The organism is Bacillus sp. FSL W8-0183, assembly GCF_038006825.1.
Lineage (GTDB): Bacteria > Bacillota > Bacilli > Bacillales > Bacillaceae > Bacillus > Bacillus altitudinis.
Window position 1 is genome coordinate 3364655 of sequence record NZ_JBBOVY010000001.1, and the last position, 26247, is coordinate 3390901.

Below are 26247 nucleotides of genomic sequence, written 5' to 3' on the forward strand. Positions count from 1 at the left end.
CAATGATCAAACTGTGAAAATGATCTTTTACTCATGAAAAAATGTCATATAAATAGACGAAAAAGAAATTTCAGCTTTCATTTACCTCTACTTCCCCACCTAAAAACTTCTTTTCATATCTTCCAGCATTCATAACTTCGATTTTTTTTCACAATTTTTGTGTTATGCTTTTTGAAAATAGAGCACCAAAGGAGCAGAAGGATGAAACGAGTGAAATATTTTTTAATATGCTTGTCAGCTCTACTATTTTTCCTAGCAGGCTGCGGAAAAGACCAGCAATTTACGCCCCCTGGCAGCTCTCAATCAATTGCTGTCATTTCTCAACTAAAAAAAGCCTCCTTTTCAATCGTTGATTTACAAAAAAATGAAATTGTCTCTTCCGTTGATTTAAAACATCCTCTCACTGATCTTGTTCACATCAACAAAGACGTGATCATTGCATCAAGTAAGGAAGGACAATCTCTTATAGAAATCAATTTAAATAAAGGAACAGCAGCGGACTATATGGATGTGAATAAAGGTCTGACTTCACTTGCGTATGATGCGGATACCAACACTTTACTTGTGACCGATTCAGAGAAAAATGTCGTTTATTTTATCGATACAGTGCACAAGAAAATAAAAGCAACTGTGAAAACTGGGACATTACCCTCTTCTATGGCGTTGTCTTCTTCAGGAACGTTGTTTGTTTTAAATGCAAAAAGTCATTCTGTTTCAGTCATTGATATTGAAAAGAAAAAAAAGATACGAACGATTTCCGTCCTAGAACGGCCATCTGGCATTCATTTTGATGGGCATTCTATTTGGGTTGGAGGACACGGTAAACCGGGCACATTAAATAAGAGCATTTTTGCTTACGACCCTAAAACAGGTAAAAAACAGCGAGAAATCAAACTAGGTGTTATGCCAGTCGCATTTTTTTCAGAAAAAAACTCTTCTACTTTATATGTATTATGTCATGGAGACCATACACTATATAAAGTAAATACCGAGAAAAACAAACTGCTTTCCTCTGTTGAGACCGGTCAAAATCCGAATTATATCACTGCTGATTCCTCATCTATATATGTCAGTAACTTAGATGACAATTCAGTATCCGTCATCGACAAACATACATTTATGTTGAAGAACCGACTGAACATCCCAGCAGGACCTTATGCTATCATGTTGGAGGAAAAGAAATGAAAGAACAGATGAATATTTTAATAGTAGATGATGAATTAGATATGCTTGAGTTAATCGGATCCTTTTTGCAAAGACAAGGCTTTCACGTGATAACTGCAAATAATGGCACGGGCGCCTTACATCAGCTTGAAAAAGAGGCCATTGACCTTGTTGTATTGGATATTATGATGCCAGATATGGATGGATTCGAAGTCTGCCAGCGCATCAGGCAAACCTCTCAAATCCCCATTTTATTTTTAACAGCTAGAAGTTATGAAGAGGATCGCATTAAGGGGCTGGAAATTGGAGCAGACGACTACATCATGAAGCCTTTTAGTCTACGTGAGCTTGCAGCTAGAATTGAAACGACATTAAGACGAATTAGAGGTCTTTCTTTAAAGCGCAGTCGAATCATGATTGGTGACTTGGAGATCGATCAAGATGGCAGACAAGTCTATCTCAAGCAAGAGCCCATCAATTTAACAAGAAGAGAATTTGATTTACTTATGTTTCTTCTGCTCAATCAAGGCCAAGTCTTTTCCCGTGAACAGCTCTATCAAAAATTGTGGGAATCACACTCACCTAGTGGCTCTTTAAGAACAGTCGATACACATATTAAAACACTAAGACTGAAATTAAAGGAAGCGGAACGGTATATTAAGACCGTTTGGGGTGTCGGCTATAAGTTTGAGGAGGACAAATGAAGCCATTATCTATTAAAAGGAAAGTGCTTTTCTTAATCCTTTCCGTTATAGGCATCGTTGCTGCCTCAGCTCTTGCCCTGACTTATTACTTATACCAGCACTTATATATAGATAAACAGATTGACTCTTTAAGTTTACAAGGAAAGAAACTGGCAGAAATCTATCACAAACACGGGAAAGACACATATTTTACTGACAGAATGAAGTGGGCAAATGACTCAAGTCAGGCAAGTGTTATTTTTACTGATGATCCTATGGAGCTTTCAAGCGGTATTCCTTTCGATACGAATACAAACGATAACCTCATTACGTTTAAAGAACGCCAAAAGCTTCTTCAGGGGAAAACAGTTGTGTTAATTAGAGAACACCCCCAGTTTCGTCAAGATATTCTCGGGATTGCCATCCCTGTGTTCTCAAACAAAAATGATTTATCAGGAACCATTTTCCTCTCTATGCCTTTATCTGATGTGTATGAACCGTTTGTTCAAATTCGATTAACGCTTGGCATCTCTATTTTAATTATCCTGCTTTTGATTTTCTTTATTGGATATAAAAGTTCTAATAAAGTCGTAAGGACGATCAATCAAATGAAAGAAATTGCAATGGAAATGGAATCTGGTGATTTTTCAAAACGAATGGCTGTGACCAAAAAAGGGGATGAGTTAAATCAGCTGAGCCGTTCCTTTAATAAACTGTCCTCTACCTTAGAAAAAGTTGAACAGCATCGCAGAGAGTTCCTTGCCAATGTCTCCCACGAACTGAGAACGCCTTTAAGTTATATGAAAGGCTATGCTGAAGGAATTGAAGAAGGCATTATTGATCAAAAGAAAGGCATGCAGATTATTCAAGACGAATCCACACGATTAAGCCGGCTCGTACATGACCTTCTTGATCTCGCACAGTTAGAGGGGGAATCTTACCCACTAACGATGGAGCCGATCGTCTTTGCGCAGCTTATTCATGATGTTCTTGATCAAATGACATTCATTGCTAGTCAAAAGAGAATCTCGTTCTACCGAGAACTCGAAGAGGATTGTATTATTTATGGTGATAGCGATCGACTTGAGCAAGTCGTTCGTAATTTATTGGACAATGCCATCCATTACACTCCTTCAGGAAAATCGATTTCGATTGAATTATTCGTTCACCAACAAACTGCTGAATTGAGAATTACAGATGAAGGCAGCGGAATTCCAAAAGGAGATCTCCCTCATGTTTCTGAGCGTTTTTATCGAGTGAATAAAGCCCGCACAAGAAAAGATGGCGGCTCTGGTCTTGGACTAGCCATTGTTTATCAAATTATAAAAAAACATCGTGGCACGTTCGTTCTTCAATCTGAACAAGGCCTAGGTACGACCGCTATTATACAATTACCAAGTGCAGAGAGCACTGAAACTCCGCCTGTCTCCTCATAAAATAAGATGACATCTTAAACAAAACAGCTCTTTTCTAGAGCTGTCAGCGTGTAGACAAAACCACGCATTCGGTGTCAGTCCTGTGCGCTGGTGCTCACGAATGTCGAATTCGCTCCGCGCCGATGCTCGTCCTTCCTAGACTGCAAAGGTTTTCTATCACGCTGAAAAGAAGACAAAGAGCTAAAATAAAGTTCATTTTAGCCCTTTGTCAACAATCTGACAGCTCTTTTCTAGAGCTGTTTTTATTCAACAGAAAAATAAAGAATTGGCCTTTTTTTATTAACAATTTATTCATATTTGCTTGTTACACTTTTTTCAAGTTAAGAAAAAGGAGTGACAAGCTTTTGATTAGACGCTTTCAGAAATTTGATCTTTATTTATTTTTCATATTGATTTTATCTGCCATTTTAAACATTTATAACATTTGGAACGACGATACGGTGAACGCTTATTATACAGCGGCGGTCACAAGTATGATGCAAAGCTGGCATAATTTCTTCTTTGCTTCGTTCGATCCCTCAGGTTATGTCACGGTGGATAAACCACCGCTCGCCTTCTGGCTGCAAACGATCAGTGCCAAAATTTTCGGCCTGCATGGCTGGAGTGTGATCTTACCCCAAGCTTTAGCTGGCATTGGATCTGTTTATTTAATCTACCGCCTAGTCAAACCTACATTTGGCCAGGCTGCTGCAAGACTGTCAGCGCTTATTATGGCGTGTACACCAATCGCAGTTGCTGTATCTCGTACAAATAACATTGACAGCTTACTCGTCTTTATTCTTTTACTCGCAACAGCCATGATGTTCAAGGCTGTGAAACAGCAGAAAGTGCTTTGGGCGATTGCTTCTTTTGCAATGATCGGTGTCGGCTTTAATACAAAAATGCTACAAGCGTATATGATTGTACCGGCTCTCGTCCTGTTTTACATCATTGCCTATCGAACGACATGGAAGAAAAAGTTGTTATCGCTGATGATTTCAATGATTGTTCTTTTAGGTGTATCTGCTTCATGGTCTATAGCGGTTGATCTCACTTCCAAAGACAATCGTCCTTATATGGGATCAAGTCAATCGAACTCAGCACTAGAATTAGCCTTTGGTTACAATGGTCTGCAGCGGTTGACTGGTCAACAGTCTGGCGGAGGAGGCGGCACAAATCAGGGTGAGGGACAGCCACCTTCACAGCAGGGTGATCAGCAAAATGACAATAATTCATCCACCATGCCTCAGCCGCCATCAAATGGGACTCAAAACAACTCAGACAATTCATACCAATCATCCAGTCAGGAACAGCCTTCCATGCAAGGACCACCAAGCAGTGCAAACGGCACAACACCACCTGATATGCCTTCAGGCGGTAATGGTGATGGACCGCCAAATGGTGGGGGCGGAAAAATGGGAAGTGGTTCTGGCATGTTTGGAACAGGAACAAAAGGGCCATTACGTCTGTTCCAATCTGAACTGTCCGATCAAATCAGCTGGTTGCTTCCATTTGCGCTCTTTGGTGCGATTGGTATCTTCTTCTCGACAGCCTTTGAAAGAAGACGTCTCAATACAAAACAAAAAGAAACACTATTTTGGTTAGCTTGGCTTATACCTGTTGCTGCATTTTTCAGTGTAGCAGGATTTTTCCATCACTATTATTTAATCATGCTGGCACCGCCAATTGCTGTATTAGCAGGAGCCGGATGGGTGTCTATGACTCAATTGTTTCAAACGGGAACTGGTTTTAAAAAATGGCTACTGCCAATTGCGATATTCGTCACAACCGCATTTGAAATCTTTATCCTATCAACATTTACAAGCACAATCGGTCTTGGATTAAGCATTGCAGTCGGTATCATTGGTGTTGGAACCATCCTTTCTCTACTCTTAATAAAAGGGAAAGAAAAACTAAAACGATTCATGTCCCTCATTGCCATCCTTGGGATGCTGATCGCACCCCTATATTGGGCAAGCACACCTCTTCTTTACGGAGGAAACAGTATGCTGCCAGAGGCTGGGCCTCAGCTTGCAACTTCAAGTGGGAGCATGAGTTCACAAGTCAATGAAAAGCTGATCAGCTATCTGGAGAAAAACAATACGGGAGAAGAATTCCTATTCGGGACAACAGATGCAACCACTGCTTCGCCTTACATTATTAAAACAGGAAAAGCTGTTATGGCATTAGGTGGATTTAGTGGATCTGATAACATTCTCACGCTTAATGAATTCAAACAGCTCGTTAAAGACGGCAAAATCAAATACTTCTATCTTTCTGGTATGAGAGGCGGCAGCTCTGACATTCTCACTTGGATTCAAAAAAATGGCAAAGAAGTATCTGCTTCTAAATGGCAGAACAGCTCTACATCCAAAACGAATCAGCAAACAGACAGCCAACCATCAAAACAAAATGATCAGTCAAATGGACGAATGGGCGGAATGGAGAGCGGTACTCTTTATGAACTATCCGTTGATTAATTCATCTATTAAAAGGGAGGAACGATGACTGATGGAAAAGAACATACAATACTCTGTTGTAGTCCCAGTGTATAATGAAGAACTTGTGATCCATGAATCGTATCAGCGCCTCAAGACCGTCATGGATTCGACGGGAGAAGCATATGAGCTTCTCTTCGTCAATGACGGCAGTATGGATCGAACAGCTGAACTGATTAAAGGGTACTGCCAGACCGATCCGCATGTGAGACTTATTGATTTTTCTCGTAACTTTGGGCATCAAATTGCCATTACAGCGGGAATGGATTATGCAAAGGGAGAAGCTGTCGTAGTGATTGATGCGGATTTACAAGATCCACCTGAATTGATTTTAGACATGATTGAAAAATGGAAGGAAGGCTATGAGGTCGTATACGCGGTCCGCACGCAACGAAAAGGCGAAACAGCTTTCAAAAAGTACACGGCTTCCCTTTTCTACCGAGTGCTACGTCAAATCACCGAAGTAGATATTCCTATTGACACCGGCGACTTTAGATTGATGGATCGTAAAGTGTGTCATGAAATGAGAAAAATACGCGAGAAAAACCCATTTGTCCGCGGATTAGTGAGCTGGGTTGGCTTCAAACAGATTGCGGTAGAATATGTTCGGGATGAGCGGTTGGCAGGAGAAACAAAGTACCCTCTCAAAAAGATGCTCAAGCTCTCGATGGATGGGATCACATCTTTTTCTTACAAACCTTTAAAGCTAGCCAGCGTGGCAGGTATTGCCCTTTCAGCTATTGGCTTCATCTCGATGTTTCTAGTTTTATATTTAAAGCTATTTACAAACAGCACCATCACCGGCTGGAGTTCATTAATTGTCATTCAGCTATTCTTTAGCGGGATCATCCTCTTTATGTTAGGCATGATCGGGGAGTATATCGGCCGAATCTACGATGAAGCCAAGGACCGGCCGCTTTATATCGTCAGGGATAGCTATGGCCTTCAGGCAAAGCCACATCCCGTTCAATCCCCTGTCCACTTCAAGCAATATAAACAGCATTAAAAAAGCGTGCGAGACCCTTCAGAAGGTCCTGCACGCTTTTTAATAAATTAGACGGCTGTTTCAAACCGTTTTCTGTTAATAAAGAAAGATAGTGTAATGATTAAATAAATGCCCATGGTGACCAGCGTTTGAACAATTGGTGTATTGAATACAACGCCGACAAAAATGGCCATGATCGCAATAACCGAAAACCACGTTGTGAAAGGATACAGCTTCACGCGATATCCGCCTGGCTGTGCGACGCTTCGAGATTTCAAATGACCGACGGCAATGATAAACCAGATGAATAGAACTGTGTAACTTAAAGAGCCCATTAAGTAATTAAACGTTTGACTTCCTACAAAAAGAGAAATCAATACAGCTGCATACAAGGTAGATGTACATACAAGGATGGCTCGAACAGGCACCTGCTGTTTTGACAGCTTGGAGAATCCTTTCCATACACGGCCATCCATTGCCTGAGTATAAAGCACCCGTGATGAAGCATACAAGCCAGAGTTCATAGAAGACAAAATCGCTAGTAAGATAATACCATTCATGATGTCACTAGCATACGGTACTCCGATTGTTGCAAACACTGTCACAAATGGACTTACTTGCTCATTGTTTACTTGATTCCAAGGGATTAAGCTGACAATGATAAAGAACGGTAGTACATAAAAACCGATGATGCGTACAAACGTACTTTGAATGGCCTTTGGGATGACTTTTTCAGGGTTTTTTGTTTCTGCTAACGTGACCCCAATCATCTCCGTCCCACCATATGAATACACGACAACCAGCATTGCTGCAATTAATCCGCCAGTACCATTTGGGAAAAATCCACCGTGATCCGTTAAGTTAGACAATCCAGGTGCTGCATGCTGTCCGAATGAGACAAATAGCATGGTAAATCCAATGATAATAAATAAGATGATGACAGCAATTTTAATAGAAGCCAACCAATACTCTGTCTCAGCAAACATTTTGACTGAGCAAACATTAATGATTGTGACTACAAGTGAAATGATTAACACAAGCATCCAGATTGGCACTTGTGGGAACCAGTACTGAATAAAGATGGCCGACACAATCGCTTCTGCTGCAATGTTCAGCACCCACATCTTCCAATAGATCCAGTCTAAGAAATAGGCCGGATACTTTCCTAACACAGGTTCAATCAAGTCACGGAATGTTCTTGCTCCAGGTCGTGCAACGGTCATTTCGGCAAGTCCTTGCATAATAAATAATAAAATAAGACCACCAATCATGTATGCCAAAATGACAGCAGGACCCGCAATATCAATGGCAGAACTGCTTCCTTTAAACAGACCAGCACCGATGGCACCGCCAAGCGCAAGCATCATAATATGCCTTGATGTCATTGTTCGTTTTAACTGCACATGTTCCTTTTCCATTTTCTATAGCTCCTTTAAATTTGAATCTTCAGACAAATATGAGATAAAAGCATATAAAAAGGCCAGCCATCTCCTGGAAGAGACGACTGACCTTGCAACCGCGTTACCACTCTTATTGATTCAGCCATGGCTGAATCCAACTTAAAACCCGATAACGGAGGTCACACGTAAAGACTTACTATTCATTCAGTCTTACCGCTCTTTGAGCGAGTTCAATGATTCGTTTTACTGCGTTGCACCGACCCGCAGCTCTCTTAAAAAACGGATGTTCATTTACTATTCTCAAGTCAAAGCGTTTATAGTCAAATTTGTATATTCGTCAAAGATTTTATTTTTTAAATATACTGACTAACCACGCAATTGTCAACAGCCTTTTTCAGACAAACAGCGATTAACGAATCCAAACAGCTACTTCATCCATCGGGCGACGTGTTTTGCCGCGTTTTGGCTCAGTGACACGATAACCGAAGGCTGCCATGACAGAGATGTCGTATTGACCATCCTCCAGTAACCCTTCTTCTTCTAAGATACGATGGATGTGATCGTAGCTAAATCCTTCAACTGGGCATGAATCAATGCCGATCTGTGCCGCAGCTGTCATCATGTTACCTAAGGCAATATACGTTTGTTTTGAAGCCCAATCAAATAATGTACGGTCATTTTCTAGTAGATGAAGATCGTTCTCTTGGAATTCTCTGTAGCGCCCCTTGACCATTTCAAACGTTTCGTCTGTCATTCCTTTGATTTGCTTGTTGATGTATTCTGCATATGCTGAATCATAGCGGGCATCTGTTCTTGCCAAGATGATCACAAAATGGCTGGCAGTTGGAAGCTGCTTTTGCGCCCCCCATGTATACTCTTTTAATTTTTCTCTGAATGCTTCATTTTGAATAACGAGGAACTTCCAAGGCTCAAACCCTACAGAGCTTGGAGAAAGTCTTCCTGTTTCTAAAATAAATGCAAAATCATCCTCTGGAATCTTTTTCGCTGGGTCAAACTCTTTTGTCGCATGACGGAATTCATACGCCTCAATGATTTCTTTTTTTAATAGCTCTTTGTCTCGCATATTATTCATCCTTTCTAATGAACAGGTGTGTTCCCACAATCCAATTTCTTTCCATTCCCTAATAGAAATTGTTATGATAGGAAAACAAACAACCCGAATGTGTGATGTCTATCTCTATGGTAAAAGAAAAGCTTCCATTGATTCAAGTACGCACATTTTTGTTCGTTAGGTACAAATAGATGTTTCGTATGCAAACTTTTATTCTCATTTTAAAAAACGTTGTTCTAGCAACCTTCTTAAACATTAAAATAGAACAAACGTTTGCAAACAAATGCAGATGAAAACATTCATTTGGGGGAAGTTTGGGGGAGTATTTGGGGAGTTTTTTTATAATGGACAGACGTAAAAGGAGCGCAAAATGAACATAAACAAAATAAGATCATTCCTTTATAAAACATCAAAATACCTGGGTGACGTCAATGCTGTTCAAAAGGGCACTATAGGAAAGCGTATCATGCGACGTGCTACGGGTAAAGCATCCGGCAAGCTAATGAAAAAGATATTCAAATAAAAAAAGCCCCCTTAAAAGGGCTTTTTAAATTGTAATTGCCTTTTCTGTTACATGATAAGTGTTAGAAGTAATGATTTTATCAAGTGTCCAACCGGCAGCGAATAACACAGAAAAAATTGTTAAACTGATAAATAACTTTTTCATCATAACGCCTCCGCCATTTTTAGTATTTGTTGTTGTGCTTTAATGGTCTTTTTTAGATATTCTCTATTCAATTCAAAATTCCCTTTTTGATAATGATAATCTGCAAGTTTCTCTGATAACTCCGCTACATCTTGCCACAATCTTTTGTTTTCTAAATAACTGAGGCTTTCATTTACCTCCGATTCATTATATTCTTCAAAAAGCGCATAAATGATTTTTAATTTAGCTATATATTCTTGATCGTCTGCAAAGTTAGCTCTATTTAAGCCAATGTTGAAATATTGATTTCCTCTATCTTTTTTATCTTGTTCGTAGAATACCCAGGACAACATATAAAGTGTTCTAATTCCTGAAATCGTTTCGGTATGTTCTTTAATTTGAATTGAATTTAGAAATTCATTTTCTGCGGTTTCAATTTCTCCGGCTCTTTTTTTCACTAAACCTAAATTATGATGTATTACACCAATAATCCGTTGGGCTGTTTCCTCATTAAGCTCTTGAGCCAAGCTCAAGGCTTCCCTATAATAAGATTCTGCCTCATCTAAGCGGTATAAGTCGTACATATTCGCTCCATATTTGATATTACAACCTACTACTTTTGCTTTGTAAAACTCGCTTGTTGAATACATTTCTTTTGCTTTTTCCAAATGGTTTAATGATACAAAATGTTGATCAATGCGATAATAAGCATCAGCCAGTTTATAATGAAATTCGGCTCTTTCTATATCATCGGGAACATTCTTTAAATGTTCTTCAGCAGCCTTGTAAAAATTTATAGCAGCAACATAATTTTTTTGATGGAATTCGTGCATACCTCTAAAGAAGTTTGAATAGTAGTCAAGCGTTCCTTTGACATGGGGTTGTTTGTTCTCTATTTCTTTGAGTAAATTGGATAAAGTGGGGCGTTGTTGATTCATTTCAATAGGCTCAAGACTCTCAAGCATGAGTCGGTGTCTAAACTCCATTAATTGATAATATAGCAGTAAATCTTGATCCTCTTCCATGTTCTCTATTTCTCTTTCAACCTGTTCTTTTAAAATCTCTGCATCCGGCACGCTGAATGTCCTTATAAATCTATACCATTCATTTATCAAGATACCAACTTGAGAAGAAAGAATTTTCTCCACTCCTTACATCCCCTTTCTTGCTATTCCTTATAATGACATATATTATCATTTTAGGAATATTTCCACACCGAAAAGAAACCGCAAAAGTTAGGGTGTTTGATATGGTAAAGCTTTATTCAGAGCAATTTTGACTAACTAATATAAAAAAAGAGCCTAATTTGAAGTGACCCCCTAAATTTAGACGCGTTTTTTTATGAGACAGCTTTCGAGGCATGAGTTCGATATTGTATCGGACTCATGCCTTTTAGTTTTGTCTTTATACGTGTGTGATTGTAGTAATCAATATATTGTTCAAGTTCTTGCTTGAAGTGTTCGATGTTCTCAAATTTTTTTAGGTATAGAAATTCAGACTTTAAGATACCAAAAAAGTTCTCGATAACTGCGTTATCGTAACAGTTACCTTTTCGGGACATACTCTGTGTAATCCCACGCTTTTTTAAGGCGTGTCTATATTGCTTCATTTGGTAATGCCATCCTTGATCAGAATGTATCATTGGTTTCTCCTCTTCATCTAAACGGTTGAACGCCTGATGAAGCATCGTTGAGACGAGTGAGTAAACAGGTCTTGAACCGACTGTATAGGTAATGATTTCACCATTAAATAGATCTAATATGGGCGAAAGATAGAGCTTCTGACCAAATAACTTGAACTCCGTTATATCTGTGACCCATTTCTCATTTGGTCTATCAGCTTGAAAATGACGAGCCAAAATATTAGGCGCTATTTTGTTCACTGTGCCTCTGTATGAACGATATTTCTTCACTCGGACCATGCATTTTAGCCCTAGAACTTTCATGATGCGCTGGACTTTTTTGTGATTCACCTTTTGTCCTCGGTTGATTAGTTCATCACGAATCCGGCGATATCCATAACGTCCTTGATGTTCCTGATAAATGGTTTGAATCATCTTTTTCAGTTCGACATCCTGATCAGGACGATCTAAATGCTTGATCAAGTAATAGTAGGTACTGCGTGGAATACATGCGAGCTTAAGAAGTGATTTCACCGGATATTGATGCCTTAAATCATAGACTACTTGCGCTTTGTCTTGTTTGGTGATTGTTCCTTGTTTTGAACTAAGGCATTCAACTTTTTTAAATACTCATTTTCCATGCGCAAATGTTCTACTTCTGCCTGTAACGCTTCCATTGATCCTTTCGTTATTTCTTGTTTTCCAGTTTTCTTTTTCATAGACGGACGCCCCTTTTTCTTAGATTGAAGGGCGTCTACTCCTTGTGTTTCCAAGATGCGCTTCCAGTTCCAAAGCGTTGTATCAGAAGGCAGGTTAAAGAGTGCAGCTGTTTCCAAGATAGACGTCCCATGTTCATTCATATAATCAAGTACGTCTAGTTTATATTGGACTGGATAATTTGTATATGACTTTGAAAAAGCTTTTTCGCCATGATATTGATACTTTCTGACCCAATATTGAAGTATGCTTTTGTGCACGCCAATCTGTTTTGCAATTCCAAGCAGGGGTTCGCGGTCAATGAGGTATCGTTTTACCGCTTTGATTTTATCTTCAATTGTAAATTTAGCCAAAAGAAAAGCACCTCCAAATGTTAGACTGTGTCTAATATTTGGGGTGCACTTCAATTAAAATAAACGGCTCTTTTTTAAGTCATCAGCTATTAGATGTTTTCGTGTTCTTTCTTTTAATAAAATAAATTACTGCTGCGATTATGACTACAGGTATAACCACAAATAGACTAGCCCCAATAATCGTATTCCAAGGCATATTTACTATCTCCTTTCATAAAGATTTAATGCCATTTAGACCATGTTTTAGAAGCTACATCATACGCATTGTTTGACTTCGTAACAACAGATGCTTTTGTCCACATAGTTGTATATGCTGGAATAATAGAATTGTAACGGTGTGTTTTATCCATTGCATATTTTTTGGCATTAGCAACCTTTTTATGACTCACTTTTCCACCATATACTTTACCGATAGATGGAAAGCCTCCACCCCACCCTATAATACCGAATGAATCATGATACGTTTTAAGGGAGACTTGTTTTAGTTTTCCACTGTTTCGAGTCGCTATTATATTCCCGCGATACGATGATGTACCTGCAATGAATGCAATATTTTGATACATTGTACCTTTTACAGTCACTTTTGTTCCATATTTCTTTTTAGAAACAGTGAAACTTTTTGATGATTTAATCCCTTTAGTGGAAATTTCTTCGTTTTGTTCATGACGTTCAACAACTGATTGAGTTAATAAAAATAAGGTATCTTCTTTTGATAAAACATCACCTTCATCATAACCCTCACTAATTGCTGTCTTCCGATCAATTATCTCTTCTTCGCTTTGTGCTTTGTAATTTTCTATGTCTTCATTTGTTACAATATCCATTGCTTTTTCAAACGTTAAATCCTGATCGTTAGTTTCTTCTGCGGTTGCTACAATGGGTGTGATCGCAAACAATAATAGGACAGCAACAAAGATTTTCAAACTTGTTATAAATCTCTTCATTTTGTTTCCCCTTTGAATTGTATTATTAAAAAATTACGACTAGACTCGTAATTTGATAATCAACACTTTAACGATCTTTCAAGTGTTAATTATAGAATATTATGGTATTTAATACAATATATTACTTAGATCGAATTAATCAAAAGGGATTTAAACAAATACATAAAATATATATGGGAATATGTATGTTTTTTATAGGTGCAAATGCTTTAGATATTTAACTATACTTCAGAAAGTTTACTTATTCGATGTTACTAATCAACATACAAAAAAATCCCCCATCCTAAAAAGGACAGGGGTTATACTCATTTCAATGCTTTTTGAAGAGCTGCTTTTGTCTTCGGTCCATAAATACTGTTCCACACTCGTTTTTTGAACATCTAGTCTTTATCACCTATGTAAATTGTTTCATTTTCACGGAAGTTCAGTATTTATTCCCCAATCAATCTCCGTATAATGGTAAAATCGCTAATGATTGTAACCAAGCATTAAAGGAGAACGCCATGAAAACGTTAGATGTTCAGGCTTTGCATCATGGAATTGATCAAACTCTGACACAGTTAAAACAACAATCACAACATATCAAATCCCTTGAAAATCAAATCAATCGAATCATTTCACTGGATGGCGCACTAAAGGGTGAAGCTGGAGAAGCGATCCGAGCGTTTTATGCAGAGTGTCATATCCCTTTTTTGCAATTCTTTCAAGTCACGATTGAAGAATACAGCGCCGCACTCAAAAAGATAAAGAATGCACTTCATGCATTTGAATCAAATGAAAATGGTTTTATCTCACAATCGTTTCTCGAACATGAGCTTGATCAAGGTTTAAAAAATGCCGAACGAGCCGTATCTGGTATCGTGTCAGATGCAAACAGCGCCATCGGCAAGGTCAGCCATATCATTGATTTACCAAGTGTGGACGAGTCTGCTTTTCAAGCAAGCTATCAAAAAGCATGGATGAACATCTCAAAAACCATCGGTACGCTCCATGCCTTTGACCAAGAACAGGCCAGTGCTTTGAATGAAACCAAAACCTCCATCCAAACAATGAAGGAATACATAGACACTCTAGGCACGATGTTCACTGGTCCGAAAATTGAGATCACCAGCTATCAAAAAGGCTTCATTCTCAAAGATGAGGAAGACAAAAAGATCAGCAGCACCATCAGCGGGTTGGATAAAAAAATAGACAATCCTGATGAAAATCCGATGATGGTCATGCTTAAGAAGCTGAATGATAAAAAGCGACCGAATGTGGATACGGTTGTTCGCAATGATACACGTCGAAACATCCACAGAGAAGTAAAAACAAACGATCCATCGCTTACCCCATTGCAAAAAGAGGCCTTAAACAGAAAAAAACGGATTTATGGAGACATCCGGGTCATCAATGATAAACTATACAATGTAAAAGGCATCAAAAAACTCAAAGAGTTCGATATCGCAGATGAAGTCGTCGCAGACCCATCAGCCCTTGATTACATTGGCGGGCGGTATACCGTTTACGCCAATAAACAAATCATCCGAACGTATATCGCAAATGGTAAAGTCAGAATCGAAGAAGTCGACCACATCCCAGCAAGCCGAAGCCATGGAAATGTCAAACGCATCTTAGACGGCGAAGTCATCTCAGCCACCGAAAACATCATCCTAGAATACAGCGGCATTTACGACGGATACCGAGCCGTGACAGGCAAAGACCCAGAAACGAACCAAAACATCAGCAGCACAGACCAAGCCCTATCGGCAGTCTCTATCATCCCATTTATGAAAATCATTAAAGGCGGGAAATATGTCTTTAAGATTGATCAAGGGAAGCATGTTGTGAAGAGAGTTACAAAGATAGATAGGACTGGGAAGACTACTAAGGCAACTATTAGTATAGCTAGTGAACAAAGAACAAAACATATTCTTTATGGAGATAAAACGGGTGGTGGACATTTATGGCCTGGCAATGGAAATCCTAACAAAACACTATTCCCTAAAAGTTGGAATGCGGAAATGGTGATGTACAATGTTTCAGATATAGCTACTGACACAAAACTAGATTGGAAAAAAGGAAGAATTGTTAAGGGAGTACAAAGATACGAGGTAATAGGAATTAGAGATGGAATAAAAATAAAGGTAATCACGGATGGGAAAGATATAATTACTGCGTTTCCTATCAAATAATATATTCTAGGAAGTGTATTTATGGAATTAAAAAACATACTAACAGAAATAGTCAAAAATCTAACTGATTTTCCTCTAAAAGATAAAAAAGATATATATGAATTTATAGAACATGAAGAGTGGGGAATAGCATTAGAAACAATTTGCAGTGTTATTGAACAAGAAGATCTTCTTATAGAAGAAGATACTTTTAGAAATATTGAAAAAGCTGGAATATATATGAAAATGGACAAATCCCTTTGGGAAGAAATAGGTAAACAAATTAAGTAAATAGTGTCTATAAACCTTGATAACATAATATTTTTCAAATTTTTTTGTTAAAGAAACCCCCTCCTATTGGAAGAGGTTTTTCACTTTATTTCTGTTTATCTTCAACATATTACCATTACGCTATTTAGCAATAATGATTTCAATAATGTTCTTATTCTCTGTTTCTTTGTCGTAATAATCATCACGATAAAGGAAGGCGATCACAGCCTTTCGTTGCTATCACGTTCCGGCAGAAAACAAAGGGTGGTTTTTGGTATGTTGGGCTTTTGCGAGGTAAATTCGGTATTCCGTCTAATGAAGGTAAAACAAAAGAGGATAAAGTCGAATTTGCGTTCCCCAAAAACCAAAAATAGTTACCGGACTATAAGGGGCGGCGGGGAACTTATGAAACAATTAAAATTATACCGCAAATGGTGTAAAGAATTAAAGCTATCTTTCGGCTCTTATCTAGAAGATAATGACTATGTTTTCATAAATAAATCTAATGCAAAACATGTTTCGGGTAATTTCCTGAATTATGCATTATATAAGATTTTTGATGAAAATGATATAAAGCGAATAACGGTTCATGGATTGAGACATACTCACGCTACGATTCTAATAGGGAAGAAAATTCCCGCTCGAGCTATTGCGGATCGACTTGGTAATACTCCTGAAATGATTCACCAAGTTTATAGCCACTCATTTGAAGAATTAGAGCTTGAAACAGTAGATGCCTTTGAAGATGCAATGAATTTATAAACTGGGGGAGGTTTTGAATTAGCACCCTTGAAACCCCTTTATATCAGTGTATTTCGAGCTTTTATAACATTAGGTACAAACATGTTCGTTTATGACCATTTTCGTTTAAGAAAGGAATGTTGAGATGAGTGCACCATCCAATCCAGTCAGTATTGTGAATCATGGCTGTCCCGTGTCTATCACTACAAATGTCATCGGAGGGAAATGGAAAGGCGTCATCCTTTATCATTTGACTTGCGGTCCAAAGCGTTACAACGAAATACGCCGGCTTCTGCCAAGAATTTCGCAGCGTGTCCTGACGTTGCAATTACGAGAACTTGAACAAGACGGGATTGTTCACCGTGAAGTCTATGAGGAAGTTCCTCCTCGTGTCGAGTATTCACTGACTTCTCTTGGAAATACGTTAAAGCCCATTATCTTTGCCATGCGTGAATGGGGCGAATCCTATGGAAGAGAAACGCGCCCAAAAGAAAAAAGCTGCCATCTCTAGCAGCTTTTTTAAGATGAAATCGCCGTTGGCTCTTGCTGAGGATCGTCCTTCACAAACAGGATACCAAGCTGGTGATGCTCCCCTTCGTAAGAGGCGCGTTTCTCAAACCTTGTCTGACCATTGAGACCAATGATCTCAAGCTTTGTCAGAGCACGATTGGTTTGTAGTGCTTCATAAAATTCTGAAACGGTTTTGATCTCGATTCCATTGACCTTTGTAATAATTTCTCCGATCTCAAGCTTTAAATCAGCCGCAGGGGTATTCGGAATGATACCAAGCACCATAAGCCCTTGATTCCGCTTAGAGAAAAAGAATGGTGCAGCGTTGTCATTCGCCCTCTGCTTCCATGATAAAAAGGCTCTTCCTGCAATCGCTAGAACAACAGCTCCCCACGCAATCGGCTCAAACCAAATACTTGCCGCACCTACTACAGCAACAACTAGACCGAGCATCATTATTCGGCGTGACGTAATTTGAATACTCACAATTGGCAGCGATCCTTGAATACGCTGGCCAAAGCCGATGATGTACGGGATCACAATAAATGAAAAGCTTTGATCGTGCACTTGAAGCACAGGCCACCATGGCAGAGAAGAAGTCCATTCACCTGCCGGCATCAGCAAAACAAGTGGTAGAAGCCACAGACGGTTTGCTCGCTGCTGGCCGATCAAAAGTCCTCTCGCACTCATCACCATTGCAGGCGATGTACGTAAATGCGCCGTTCGATAGGCTAAGATGCCTTCGGTCATTAACAGTAGCCCTAACAGGATCACAACGGCTGATGCATTCATCATTGAAAGCTGCGGCAGCCAAGAATGGCTCACTTGAACAGACATCAGTCCAAATGCCGCAATAAAACTGAAACCGAGTGTGTATGCAGACGAAAGCGCACTCGCCTTAAAGAATAAAGAGAAAACGATGGTCATCGCTGCAATCAGCACGATGAATCCAGGCGGAAGGGAAATCCCTAAGCCTACAGATATGATCGATAGACAAATTCCTGGAACCCATCCTTTTGAATATGTAAATTTCAGTTCATCGTAAACATCTTCTATTCTTGTTTGAAACGCTTTTCTCTCCCGCTTTACGCGGATGTAGCCATATAATAGGCTGATTAATATCATAAAATAAAAAAGAGGATGGATTAAAAACAGACCGACCGCTTTTAATCCGGCTCCCATCCACTCCGAGCTCATTATCGTTCACCGCCCAAGTCAAGCATTTTCTCTTATTCTATCAAATAAATCGATGCTTGACATCAGGTTTATTTCTCCTGATTCATCCAAAGTGTGACATTCGACAGTGAAAAATCTTTTAAATAGTGATTTACATCTACATCTAGTATGCCGCCGAGAAGCTGCATGGACCTCTTGATGTCGGTTAAGTTTATACCAAGTCTCTTATGATTATCCATTAAATAATTGAAGTATATCTCAGCACAGTCTTCATCGATCTCGTCGACTGATTCTACCGTTGTGTAATTGACCAAGTACCTGCTTAACAGCATGAGTAGACTTAATGCCTTTGTAGCCGAAAACGTCACATCTTTCGTACGACTCTTAAGCTCCTCTACCAACTCGTAATATTTTTTCTCTCTCACAATACTTGCCCTTTTCAATTGTGTACCCCCATTTACTAGTTCTTTTAAGAAAAGCGCAAACCTCGGTACAGCTCAATGCTTAAGCTGAATATCCGCAAAAAATAAAATATTTAAAATGAGTGCTACTTTTTATTGTAAGAATTATTTATGTAACATACAACTTTCAAAAGTTTCATTTTCATGACATGTTTAAATCAACAGAAAGTCTCTTATATAAATATGTTATCGGGTAAATTCGAAGGAATGTTATGTTTTTTGTAAAATAAATGAATATATTTCTCGATATAATATATTTTTAAGAATAAATTATTACATGTTCGTAACACTTATGAACCAAAAAAAAGAGGCATTTATTCGCCTCTTTATTTTTTGAGATATAGTGCTTTTAGTGCAGTTTGTAGCTGAAGATCATTCTTTTCATAAGATTTCACTTCATCTACCATCTTGTTCATCATTTTCGCTGTCTTTAAATCAATCACACCTGATTTTTCGAGATTGTATGTGCTTTGAAATGCGAGTACAGCCTTTTTCGTTTCTTCGTCAAAATATCCATCTACTCTGCCAGGGTCAAATGATAACCCTTTTAACAATGTCTGTGCTTGTCTGACTTCTTCGTTGTTCATATCAAGCTGAAGCGGTTCTTTCAGCTGGAGCGGGCCAACGGTGAAGTAATCTGGTTGATGAATCGCAATGGTCGGCACAACGCCTTTTTTGTGAATCCAATTCCCTTTCGGTGTCAGCCACTTATACAGCGTTAATTTAATGTTACTTCCATCTCCCATTGGTACCGCCTGCTGCACAGTCCCTTTACCAAAGGAAACGTCACCTACCACTTCATACTTCCCTGCTTCTTTCATGGCACCAGCCAGAATTTCAGAAGCGGATGCACTTCCTTTATCAATTAAGACATTAACCGGGTATGGTTTTTGTTCTTTTCGTTTTGAAAAATATCGTTTTCGATCGCCATTCCGTTCTGCAATTTGAATATATGGCTGATCCTTTGTGATAAAATGTTTCAAAATGTCTTCCACACTTTGTAGATAGCCGCCAGGATTTCCTCTCACGTCCAGCACAAGGCCTTCCATGCCCTTTTTCTCGAGCTTATTCAAGCTTGCCGTGAAATCCTTCGCCGTATCTTCAGAGAAGCTAGAGATCGCAATATAGCCTGTTTTATGACCATTGACCTCTTTCATTGAAGCCGTTACGGTTTCAAGCGGGATTTCTTCTCGTTTGATATGGAATGTTAGCTCTTTTTCAATTCCATTTCGTCTGATTTTCAAGGCGACAGACGTTCCTTTTTTTCCTCTTATTTTCAGTACAGCATCGTTTAGGCTTTTTTCTTTCATCGACTCACCGTCAATGCTGATGATTTCATCTTTCGGTTTCAGACCCGCCTTTGCCGCAGGGGATTTTTTAAAGGCAGAGACAATGATAATCTTTCCTTCATCCATTCCAACTTCTGCCCCAATTCCTTCAAATGAGGAATCAAGTGAATCCGAAAATTGCTTTGCGGTTTGCTTGTCCATGTATACTGAATACGGATCATTTAAGGTTGAAAGCATTCCTTGTATGGCACCTTCAAGCAGCTTTTGACGATCCACTTCCTCTACATATTCATTCGAAATGAGGTCATAGGCTTTCTCAATTTTCTCCATTCCGTTTTCCTTCGCTCGATCACTTGATTGAGCTTGTCCAGCCACTGCAGCCGCTTTCGGTGACTCCGCTTGAGTCGCCTCTTTATGCGTCATAACCCCTGCACTGATGATGAGAATGACACTTGCCATGATGGATGCGATTTGTTTTTTCATATTTGGCCTCCTTCTTCAACTCTTCCTGATGACCTGAGTTATTATATGCCAGAAGAAGGGATTTCATGTAAAGACATTCTCCTAAGGAGGCTTGACTAATCATTTCATTAGGTGTAATTTTTATTTTGTTACGATCGAGAAGGAGTCTTCGCTATGTATATTATATTGACGATGCTTTTATTAGGAATTTTACTAGGGTTTGTAGGAGCTGGCGGGGCTGGTTTTGTCATCGCATTGCTGACGTTAATCTTTGATGTACCAATCCATACTGCACTTGGGACATCTTTAGCTGCTATGGCATTTACGACTTTATCTGGTGCATACAGCCACTACCGGGAAGGAAATATCCAGCTCAAATCAGGTTTGATTGTCGGTGCACTAGCTTGTATTGCTTCATTTGCCGGAGCAAAAGTGGCTCCTTTTATTCCAGAGGATAGCCTGCACTATTTAACAGCTGGTATGCTCTTTTTATCTGCTGTTTTTATGATGATCAAATTGTTTGTCCTAAAAGAAGATGCTGAACAGCAGCCGCTTTCTTCACGCCAATTGCTGATCAGGGGCATTATATTAGGCCTTGTATCAGGGATGCTTTCAGGGATGTTCGGTATCGGATCAGCACCATTTATTCAAGTGGGGCTTTTGATTTTGCTAAAGCTGTCTATTAGACAAGCTGTTGGCACAACGATGCTAGTGATTATTCCAATCTCTATTGGCGGTGGAATTGGTTATATTTCAGAAGGCTATGTTGACTTTATCCTGCTCGTTCAGATCTTAATCGGTACCGTATTAGGAGCTTTTATTGGGGCAAAATTTACACGCCTTGCGCCGAAACCTCTCTTAAAATCCGCTGTGCTTTTAACACCTATTATTGCCGGATTACTGCTGTTATTTTAACTTCATCTACATGAAAAAAGCCGATAACATCATGTTATCGGCTTTTTGTCAGCGGATATATTGCGCTGGATTGACTGCATTTGATTTCGCGCCATTCCATAATCCTTTATGAATTTCAAAATGAAGATGCTGGCCATAAGACTGACCTGTGTTGCCCATATATCCAAGGAATTGACCTTGCTCGACTCTTTGACCTGTTGACACACTTCTTGTTGAAAGATGAGCGTATACCGTTTGATACGTTTGGCCATTGATGTTATGTGTAATGAACACCACGTTCCCATAACTCGACGAGTAGCTTGAGTTCGTGACTGTTCCAGATGCGGCTGCAACGACAGATACAGTGCCTTTTGCAGCGATATCTAATCCGTAATGCTGTCCGCCAGAACGTCCGCCAAAGCCTGATGAGAAACGGCCTGCAGCTGGTTTAATGAAACCTGAGCTACTTGCTGGTGTATCTGACACTTGATCAGATCCTCCACTTGGTGCAGGTGCACTTTTCTCAGCAGCTGCTTGTTCTGCTTTCTTCGCTTCTTCTTTTTGACGACGTGCCTCTTCAGACTTTACCGCCGCTTTTTGATTCGCTAAAATTTCTTGTTCATTTTCAAGCTTTCCTAGTTCATCATGTGCATGTTCTTTTTCTTCCGTTACATGACCAAGGACTTTTCCTTTTTCTTTTTGCTGTTTAGATAGGTCCTTTTTCAACGTTTCAAGCTCTTTCAAAGATGTTTCAAGTCCACTTAGCTGTTTATTTAGCTCTGCTTCTTTTTGCTCTACTAGCTCCAAATCATTTTCGTGTTCTGTAATCATGTCTTTATCTGCTTCGACGATGGTTGTAACAGCTCCCACACGACTGACAAAATCACTAAAGCTACGAGCACCTAGCAGCACATCTAAATAGTTGATTGTACCGCCACTTTTTTGCATAGAACGAATTCGATCTTTGAAAATCGCTTTTCTCTTTTCAATTCGTTCGTTGATGACTTCAATCTCTTTTTTTAGTTTTTTGATCTCTTGTTTCGTCTTTTTGACCTCTTTTTCTTTTTCAGCGACTTTTTCAGTTGCGGCACTTACTTTTTGGTCAATTTTTTCAATTTCTTGCTTGAGCTTTGATTCTTTCTTTTCAAGCTTTGCCAGTTCTGATTTCTTTTTCTTCAAGGTTGATTCAGTCTTCGATGTTTTCTCTTCAATTTGTTGACGTTTTTGATCTAGGTCTTCGTATGCGAATGCACGATTTTCGTTCCCTGGAATGTATAGCCACGTTGTTCCAATAAACGCTGCCATTCCAGCCATTATCAGCTTTCTTTTCAAAACGATATTCCCCTCCCATGACAACTGTCGACATGAAGAGTCGACCGGATGAATTGGATCAGCCGGTCACATCTTCTATAGAATCTTCGAGTGCTGCCATCAATATAAATAGATTTATACTTTCAAGAATTTACGGATGGACGTTAAACTTCCCCACACACCGATAATGGCACCGATCAATAGAAGGATCAGTGATACTTGATAGACAAACGGATTGTATGGAAGCATTGAAATAAATGAACCTTGTACCCTTGGCGCCACCCAGCCGACAGCATAATGATATGTGCCAAGCAATACAGCGATTGGTATAATCGAGCCAAATACACCAAGTAGTAATCCTTCGATGAAGAACGGCCAGCGGATAAACCAGTTCGTTGCACCTACTAGTTTCATAATCTCAATTTCTTTACGTCTAGCAAAAATCGTAATTTTGATCGTATTGGAAATCAAGAACATCGCTGTAAATAAAAGCCCAATAATAAGTGCGATGCCGACATTACGCGCCACTCCGACAACATTAAAGAGTCGGCTGACCTCTTCTTTTCCATAAGTGACTTTATACGTCCCTTTTAGGTTTTCTAATTTCTTCGCTACTTTTGGTGTATCGTGGGGATCTGTTGTTTTCACAATAAACGCATCATTCAATGGATTTTCTTGATCAACCAGTCCCATAGATTGTCCATTTTCACCAAAACTTTTAATCAGTGCTTTTAGTTCATCATCCTTGGATGAATATTTCACATCACTGATTTCAGGAATCTTCTCAATTTCTGCTTTTAATTCATCCTGCTGCTTTTGATTCGCAGTTAAATCGATGAGAACTTTTACTTCTACTTCTTTCTCAGCGTTCGATGCCATGTTATTCAAGTTGAGCATAATAACAAGAAAAACCCCAACTAAAATCAATGTGACAGTGACCGCACTAATTGATGCAAATGTCATCCACGTGTTTCTTCCAAGTGAACGGAAGCTCTCACGTAAATGCCGCGAGAGAGTTTTAATCATAAATTCCGTACTCCCCTCTTGCTTCGTCACGCACAATCATTCCATCTTCGATTGCGATGACGCGTTTCTTCATGCTGTTTACAATCTCTTTGTTGTGTGTCGCCATGACGACTGTTGTTCCGCGGTTATTAATCTCTTCGAGTGTCTTCATGATTTCCCATGAAGTATCTGGATCAAGGTTTCCTGTCGGTTCGTCTGCAATGACAACCTCAGGATGATTGACGATCGAACGAGCGATCGATACACGCTGCTGTTCACCGCCGGAAAGCTGATCTGGAAATTGACGAGCCTTGTGCTTTAATTGCACCAAATCAAGTACTTCAAGCACTTTTTTCTTAATAATACTTGGCTGTTCACCAATAACTTCAAGAGCAAATGCCACGTTCTCAAAGACCGTAAGACTTGGAAGCAGTTTGAAATCTTGGAATACTACGCCAATTTCTCTTCTCACATAAGGAATTTCTTTTTCCTTCATCGAGCCTAAATCTTTGTTATTAATTAAGATTTTCCCTTTTGTTGGCTTCTCTTCACGATACATCATTTTAATGAACGTGGATTTACCAGCGCCACTGGGACCAACAACATACACAAACTCTCCTGGATGGATAGAGACATTGATTCCATTGATCGCCTTTACACCATTAGGATAGATCTTATAGACTTCCTTCATTTCAATCATGTAATCACCTAATCTTTTCTTATTCGCTGTCAAACAGCTTATCATGATGTTCTGACACTTCTCGTCAAAAAACGTTATGTATGGTCACGCACATACCCTTCGATACGCACAAGCAATTTATGTCCTTTTCATCCAAAAAGATGAAAAAATTGAATCGTCTAAATTTCAACAACTCCAATTATACGTCATGAATCGACGCAATGGTATTACATTTATATTTCAAAACTTATAAATAAAAGGTAAATAGAACAACCAAAACCGAAAAACGTGTCTTTTTACCCTTATTTTTTAAATAAAATTTAATATAATACGTTTTCATACTATCCAAAAGTCTTTTTCTACAAATAGAAAATAAAAAAACCTTGTCGATTAGACAAAGGTTTTATTTTTTCTCTGCAAGCCATTTGGCGACTTCTTTTGCTTGTTTTTCATCTACCATTCCGCTTGGCATAGATCCTTTACCGTTCTGGGCAATATCTGCAATTTGGCTTTCATTATATTTCTTCCCGACTTCTTTCAGGCTTGGGCCGCCTCCGCCAGATAAGTCTTTTCCATGACAGCCAATACAGTTTTGCTGATAAATCTCTTCACCACTGCTCACACTTGAAGCACTTTTACTGCCTTCTTTGTCACTGCTACTTGAATTTCCTCCACAGGCCACAAGAACAAAAAGCATAGCGACAAAAAGAAGCGTTAATCCGCTCTTTTTCATGTATTTCCCTCCCTTACAATCATTTGGTCAACGTTATTATATCCTTGTTTACGCCCTTTTAAAACCCTCACCAAGCACCTCTTTTGCATCCATGACAATGACAAACGCTGATGCATCGATCGCTTTTACCACTTGTTTCAACTTTGTGAATTGTGACTGCCCTACCACACACATTAAAATAGGCCGGTCATGGTCGGTGTACCCACCTACTGCTGAAATCTTCGTTACACCACGATCAATTTGATCAAACACCGCCTGTCTGACCTCATCCTCATGGCTCGTAATAATCATGGCCATCTTCGAGTGACTAAAGCCTGCCTGAACCACATCAATCGTCTTACTAGAAATGAACACTCCGATCACAGCGTACAGTCCTTCTTCAATCCCAAAAACAGTCATGGCCGCCAAAACAATCAAACCGTCCATCATCGCTAAACAAGTACCTAACGTCAGCCCTGTATATTTATTGATGATTTTGGCCGCAAGTGCCGTTCCTCCCGTTGAACCATTGCCGAGGAAAACGAGCCCAATTCCGATCCCAATCACTACACCGCCAAATATTGCGGCGAGCAGTGCTTCATGGGTGACAGGAGCAATGTGTCTTGTTAAGAACACCATTAAAGGTAAAAAGACAGAACCAACGAGCGTTTTTACCCCAAATGTTCCACCTAATAAATAAAAGCCTGCGATAAAGAGCGGAATATTGAGACCCCATTGTACATATGCAGCTTCAAAACCGAATGACTGCATAATGGTACTGATTCCACTCACACCGCCAGCAGCAATCTGATTTGGTAATAATAACGTATTAAAGCCAACCGCCACGATGGCTGATCCTATTAAAATAAGTACATAATTTTTCACTTCAATCCAAAGTTGAGAATGTTCCTGCTTCATGTCTTTCTTCCTCCGTTACTTCTGAATGCACACCTATTTTAAGCCCTCTCATTCAGATTGTAAATAACAGCCAAATGCAGTGCTAATGGGTTAATACTTTATCACACAGTCGGATCAGCGTACTTGCCGTTTGGCAGAAGAGTAAATGATGGTATATTTAATATGTAC

At 39.3% G+C, this 26247-nt stretch carries 23 protein-coding genes, 1 pseudogene and 1 other annotated feature; of the genes and pseudogenes, 10 read left to right on the forward strand and 14 right to left on the reverse strand.

The window, feature by feature from the left end; genetic code table 11:
• The first annotated feature begins 201 nt into the window (after positions 1-201).
• The 5 genes from NSQ64_RS17840 to NSQ64_RS17860 all read left to right on the forward strand — a co-directional run bounded on the left by NSQ64_RS17840 (position 202) and on the right by NSQ64_RS17860 (position 6766).
• The gene (locus NSQ64_RS17840; RefSeq protein ID WP_341017620.1) at positions 202-1185 is read left to right on the forward strand and encodes a YncE family protein; all 984 of its coding nucleotides are present in this window, start codon (positions 202-204) and stop codon (positions 1183-1185) included.
• Positions 1182-1868 (forward strand): response regulator transcription factor, encoded by a 687-nt coding sequence (locus NSQ64_RS17845; RefSeq protein ID WP_025208049.1) that lies wholly within the window; start codon positions 1182-1184, stop codon positions 1866-1868. The genes NSQ64_RS17840 and NSQ64_RS17845 overlap by 4 nt, the downstream gene beginning before the upstream one ends.
• Entirely contained in the window at positions 1865-3283 is a 1419-nt protein-coding gene (locus NSQ64_RS17850; protein ID WP_341017623.1) for a HAMP domain-containing sensor histidine kinase, read from the forward strand. The genes NSQ64_RS17845 and NSQ64_RS17850 overlap by 4 nt, the downstream gene beginning before the upstream one ends.
• A 344-nt stretch (positions 3284-3627) precedes the next feature.
• Positions 3628-5742, forward strand: coding sequence for an ArnT family glycosyltransferase (locus NSQ64_RS17855; protein WP_268382144.1), 2115 nt, complete (start codon positions 3628-3630; stop codon positions 5740-5742).
• 31 nt (positions 5743-5773) lie between these two features.
• The gene (locus NSQ64_RS17860; RefSeq protein WP_203143724.1) at positions 5774-6766 is read left to right on the forward strand and encodes a glycosyltransferase family 2 protein; all 993 of its coding nucleotides are present in this window, start codon (positions 5774-5776) and stop codon (positions 6764-6766) included.
• A 47-nt stretch (positions 6767-6813) separates the two neighbouring features.
• On the opposite strand, the gene NSQ64_RS17865 is transcribed toward NSQ64_RS17860, so the two are convergent.
• From NSQ64_RS17865 to NSQ64_RS17885, 5 genes are all read right to left on the reverse strand, one after another.
• On the reverse strand, positions 6814-8163 hold the full coding sequence (locus NSQ64_RS17865; protein WP_008348215.1) for an amino acid permease: 1350 nt from the start codon (positions 8161-8163) through the stop codon (positions 6814-6816).
• 75 nt (positions 8164-8238) lie between these two features.
• Positions 8239-8463, reverse strand: a binding site (T-box leader).
• 91 nt (positions 8464-8554) lie between these two features.
• Complete coding sequence (locus NSQ64_RS17870) at positions 8555-9229, reverse strand: NAD(P)H-dependent oxidoreductase (RefSeq protein ID WP_035701558.1); 675 nt, start codon at positions 9227-9229, stop codon at positions 8555-8557.
• Positions 9230-9883: 654 nt separating this feature from the next.
• Positions 9884-11011 carry a response regulator aspartate phosphatase gene (locus NSQ64_RS17875; RefSeq protein ID WP_268382147.1) on the reverse strand — a complete coding sequence of 376 codons (1128 nt, stop codon included), beginning with the start codon at positions 11009-11011 and terminating at the stop codon, positions 9884-9886.
• Positions 11012-11202: 191 nt separating this feature from the next.
• A protein-coding gene (locus NSQ64_RS17880) for an IS3 family transposase (RefSeq protein ID WP_268356789.1) occupies positions 11203-12554 on the reverse strand; the annotation gives its coding sequence in 2 pieces (ribosomal slippage) (positions 11203-12110 and positions 12110-12554; 1353 coding nt in all).
• 221 nt (positions 12555-12775) lie between these two features.
• On the reverse strand, positions 12776-13498 hold the full coding sequence (locus tag NSQ64_RS17885) for a hypothetical protein (protein ID WP_268381883.1): 723 nt from the start codon (positions 13496-13498) through the stop codon (positions 12776-12778).
• A 503-nt stretch (positions 13499-14001) separates the two neighbouring features.
• On the opposite strand from NSQ64_RS17885, the gene NSQ64_RS17890 reads away from it, so the two are divergent.
• Both NSQ64_RS17890 and NSQ64_RS17895 read left to right on the forward strand, forming a co-directional pair.
• On the forward strand, positions 14002-15672 hold the full coding sequence (locus NSQ64_RS17890; RefSeq protein ID WP_319078307.1) for a T7SS effector LXG polymorphic toxin: 1671 nt from the start codon (positions 14002-14004) through the stop codon (positions 15670-15672).
• Between the two features lie 21 nt (positions 15673-15693).
• Complete coding sequence (locus NSQ64_RS17895) at positions 15694-15942, forward strand: MafI family immunity protein (RefSeq protein ID WP_341017630.1); 249 nt, start codon at positions 15694-15696, stop codon at positions 15940-15942.
• 123 nt (positions 15943-16065) lie between these two features.
• On the opposite strand, the pseudogene NSQ64_RS21035 reads toward NSQ64_RS17895, so the two are convergent.
• A pseudogene (locus NSQ64_RS21035) lies at positions 16066-16146 on the reverse strand (hypothetical protein); the annotation flags it as partial.
• A gap of 180 nt (positions 16147-16326) precedes the next feature.
• Between NSQ64_RS21035 and NSQ64_RS17905 the strand changes: the two are divergent.
• Both NSQ64_RS17905 and NSQ64_RS17910 read left to right on the forward strand, forming a co-directional pair.
• Entirely contained in the window at positions 16327-16683 is a 357-nt protein-coding gene (locus tag NSQ64_RS17905; RefSeq protein WP_326848852.1) for a tyrosine-type recombinase/integrase, read from the forward strand.
• Positions 16684-16807: 124 nt separating this feature from the next.
• Positions 16808-17173, forward strand: coding sequence for a winged helix-turn-helix transcriptional regulator (locus NSQ64_RS17910; protein WP_017357877.1), 366 nt, complete (start codon positions 16808-16810; stop codon positions 17171-17173).
• An 8-nt stretch (positions 17174-17181) separates the two neighbouring features.
• Here the strand turns inward: NSQ64_RS17910 and NSQ64_RS17915 are convergent, their stop codons facing one another.
• From NSQ64_RS17915 to ctpB, 3 genes are all read right to left on the reverse strand, one after another.
• Positions 17182-18369 carry a PDZ domain-containing protein gene (locus NSQ64_RS17915; protein ID WP_024719912.1) on the reverse strand — a complete coding sequence of 396 codons (1188 nt, stop codon included), beginning with the start codon at positions 18367-18369 and terminating at the stop codon, positions 17182-17184.
• A 68-nt stretch (positions 18370-18437) separates the two neighbouring features.
• A complete protein-coding gene (locus NSQ64_RS17920; RefSeq protein ID WP_007500014.1) occupies positions 18438-18791 on the reverse strand; it encodes a swarming motility protein SwrAA in 354 nt (117 codons plus the stop codon).
• 344 nt (positions 18792-19135) lie between these two features.
• Complete coding sequence (gene ctpB, locus NSQ64_RS17925) at positions 19136-20581, reverse strand: carboxy-terminal processing protease CtpB (RefSeq protein ID WP_041091482.1); 1446 nt, start codon at positions 20579-20581, stop codon at positions 19136-19138.
• A gap of 153 nt (positions 20582-20734) precedes the next feature.
• Here ctpB and NSQ64_RS17930 point away from each other — a divergent pair, with 153 nt between their 5' ends.
• A complete protein-coding gene (locus NSQ64_RS17930) occupies positions 20735-21475 on the forward strand; it encodes a sulfite exporter TauE/SafE family protein (protein ID WP_017368130.1) in 741 nt (246 codons plus the stop codon).
• Between the two features lie 48 nt (positions 21476-21523).
• Here NSQ64_RS17930 and NSQ64_RS17935 read toward each other — a convergent pair whose 3' ends face one another.
• From NSQ64_RS17935 to NSQ64_RS17955, 5 genes are all read right to left on the reverse strand, one after another.
• Positions 21524-22786, reverse strand: coding sequence for a murein hydrolase activator EnvC family protein (locus NSQ64_RS17935; RefSeq protein WP_096881915.1), 1263 nt, complete (start codon positions 22784-22786; stop codon positions 21524-21526).
• Between the two features lie 114 nt (positions 22787-22900).
• A complete protein-coding gene (ftsX, locus tag NSQ64_RS17940; RefSeq protein WP_025208057.1) occupies positions 22901-23791 on the reverse strand; it encodes a permease-like cell division protein FtsX in 891 nt (296 codons plus the stop codon).
• Positions 23784-24470: a cell division ATP-binding protein FtsE gene (ftsE, locus tag NSQ64_RS17945; RefSeq protein WP_008348229.1), complete on the reverse strand. Its 687-nt coding sequence runs from the start codon at positions 24468-24470 to the stop codon at positions 23784-23786. The genes ftsX and ftsE overlap by 8 nt, the downstream gene beginning before the upstream one ends.
• A 382-nt stretch (positions 24471-24852) precedes the next feature.
• A complete protein-coding gene (cccB, locus tag NSQ64_RS17950; RefSeq protein ID WP_178897365.1) occupies positions 24853-25182 on the reverse strand; it encodes a cytochrome c551 in 330 nt (109 codons plus the stop codon).
• A 48-nt stretch (positions 25183-25230) separates the two neighbouring features.
• Complete coding sequence (locus NSQ64_RS17955) at positions 25231-26079, reverse strand: YitT family protein (protein ID WP_178897366.1); 849 nt, start codon at positions 26077-26079, stop codon at positions 25231-25233.
• Positions 26080-26247: the final 168 nt, after the last annotated feature.

Bases quoted from the DNA above. Each gene is read 5' to 3' on its own strand.
- NSQ64_RS17840 (WP_341017620.1), top strand. From the start codon at position 202: ATGAAACGAGTGAAATATTTTTTAATATGCTTGTCAGCTCTACTATTT.
- NSQ64_RS17845 (WP_025208049.1), top strand. From the start codon at position 1,182: ATGAAAGAACAGATGAATATTTTAATAGTAGATGATGAATTAGATATG.
- NSQ64_RS17850 (WP_341017623.1), top strand. From the start codon at position 1,865: ATGAAGCCATTATCTATTAAAAGGAAAGTGCTTTTCTTAATCCTTTCC.
- NSQ64_RS17860 (WP_203143724.1), top strand. From the start codon at position 5,774: ATGGAAAAGAACATACAATACTCTGTTGTAGTCCCAGTGTATAATGAA.
- NSQ64_RS17865 (WP_008348215.1), bottom strand. From the start codon at position 8,163: ATGGAAAAGGAACATGTGCAGTTAAAACGAACAATGACATCAAGGCAT.
- NSQ64_RS17870 (WP_035701558.1), bottom strand. From the start codon at position 9,229: ATGCGAGACAAAGAGCTATTAAAAAAAGAAATCATTGAGGCGTATGAA.
- NSQ64_RS17885 (WP_268381883.1), bottom strand. From the start codon at position 13,498: ATGAAGAGATTTATAACAAGTTTGAAAATCTTTGTTGCTGTCCTATTA.
- NSQ64_RS17890 (WP_319078307.1), top strand. From the start codon at position 14,002: ATGAAAACGTTAGATGTTCAGGCTTTGCATCATGGAATTGATCAAACT.
- NSQ64_RS17895 (WP_341017630.1), top strand. From the start codon at position 15,694: ATGGAATTAAAAAACATACTAACAGAAATAGTCAAAAATCTAACTGAT.
- NSQ64_RS17905 (WP_326848852.1), top strand. From the start codon at position 16,327: ATGAAACAATTAAAATTATACCGCAAATGGTGTAAAGAATTAAAGCTA.
- NSQ64_RS17910 (WP_017357877.1), top strand. From the start codon at position 16,808: ATGAGTGCACCATCCAATCCAGTCAGTATTGTGAATCATGGCTGTCCC.
- NSQ64_RS17915 (WP_024719912.1), bottom strand. From the start codon at position 18,369: ATGAGCTCGGAGTGGATGGGAGCCGGATTAAAAGCGGTCGGTCTGTTT.
- ctpB (WP_041091482.1), bottom strand. From the start codon at position 20,581: ATGAAAAAACAAATCGCATCCATCATGGCAAGTGTCATTCTCATCATC.
- NSQ64_RS17930 (WP_017368130.1), top strand. From the start codon at position 20,735: ATGTATATTATATTGACGATGCTTTTATTAGGAATTTTACTAGGGTTT.
- ftsX (WP_025208057.1), bottom strand. From the start codon at position 23,791: ATGATTAAAACTCTCTCGCGGCATTTACGTGAGAGCTTCCGTTCACTT.
- ftsE (WP_008348229.1), bottom strand. From the start codon at position 24,470: ATGATTGAAATGAAGGAAGTCTATAAGATCTATCCTAATGGTGTAAAG.
- cccB (WP_178897365.1), bottom strand. From the start codon at position 25,182: ATGAAAAAGAGCGGATTAACGCTTCTTTTTGTCGCTATGCTTTTTGTT.
- NSQ64_RS17955 (WP_178897366.1), bottom strand. From the start codon at position 26,079: ATGAAGCAGGAACATTCTCAACTTTGGATTGAAGTGAAAAATTATGTA.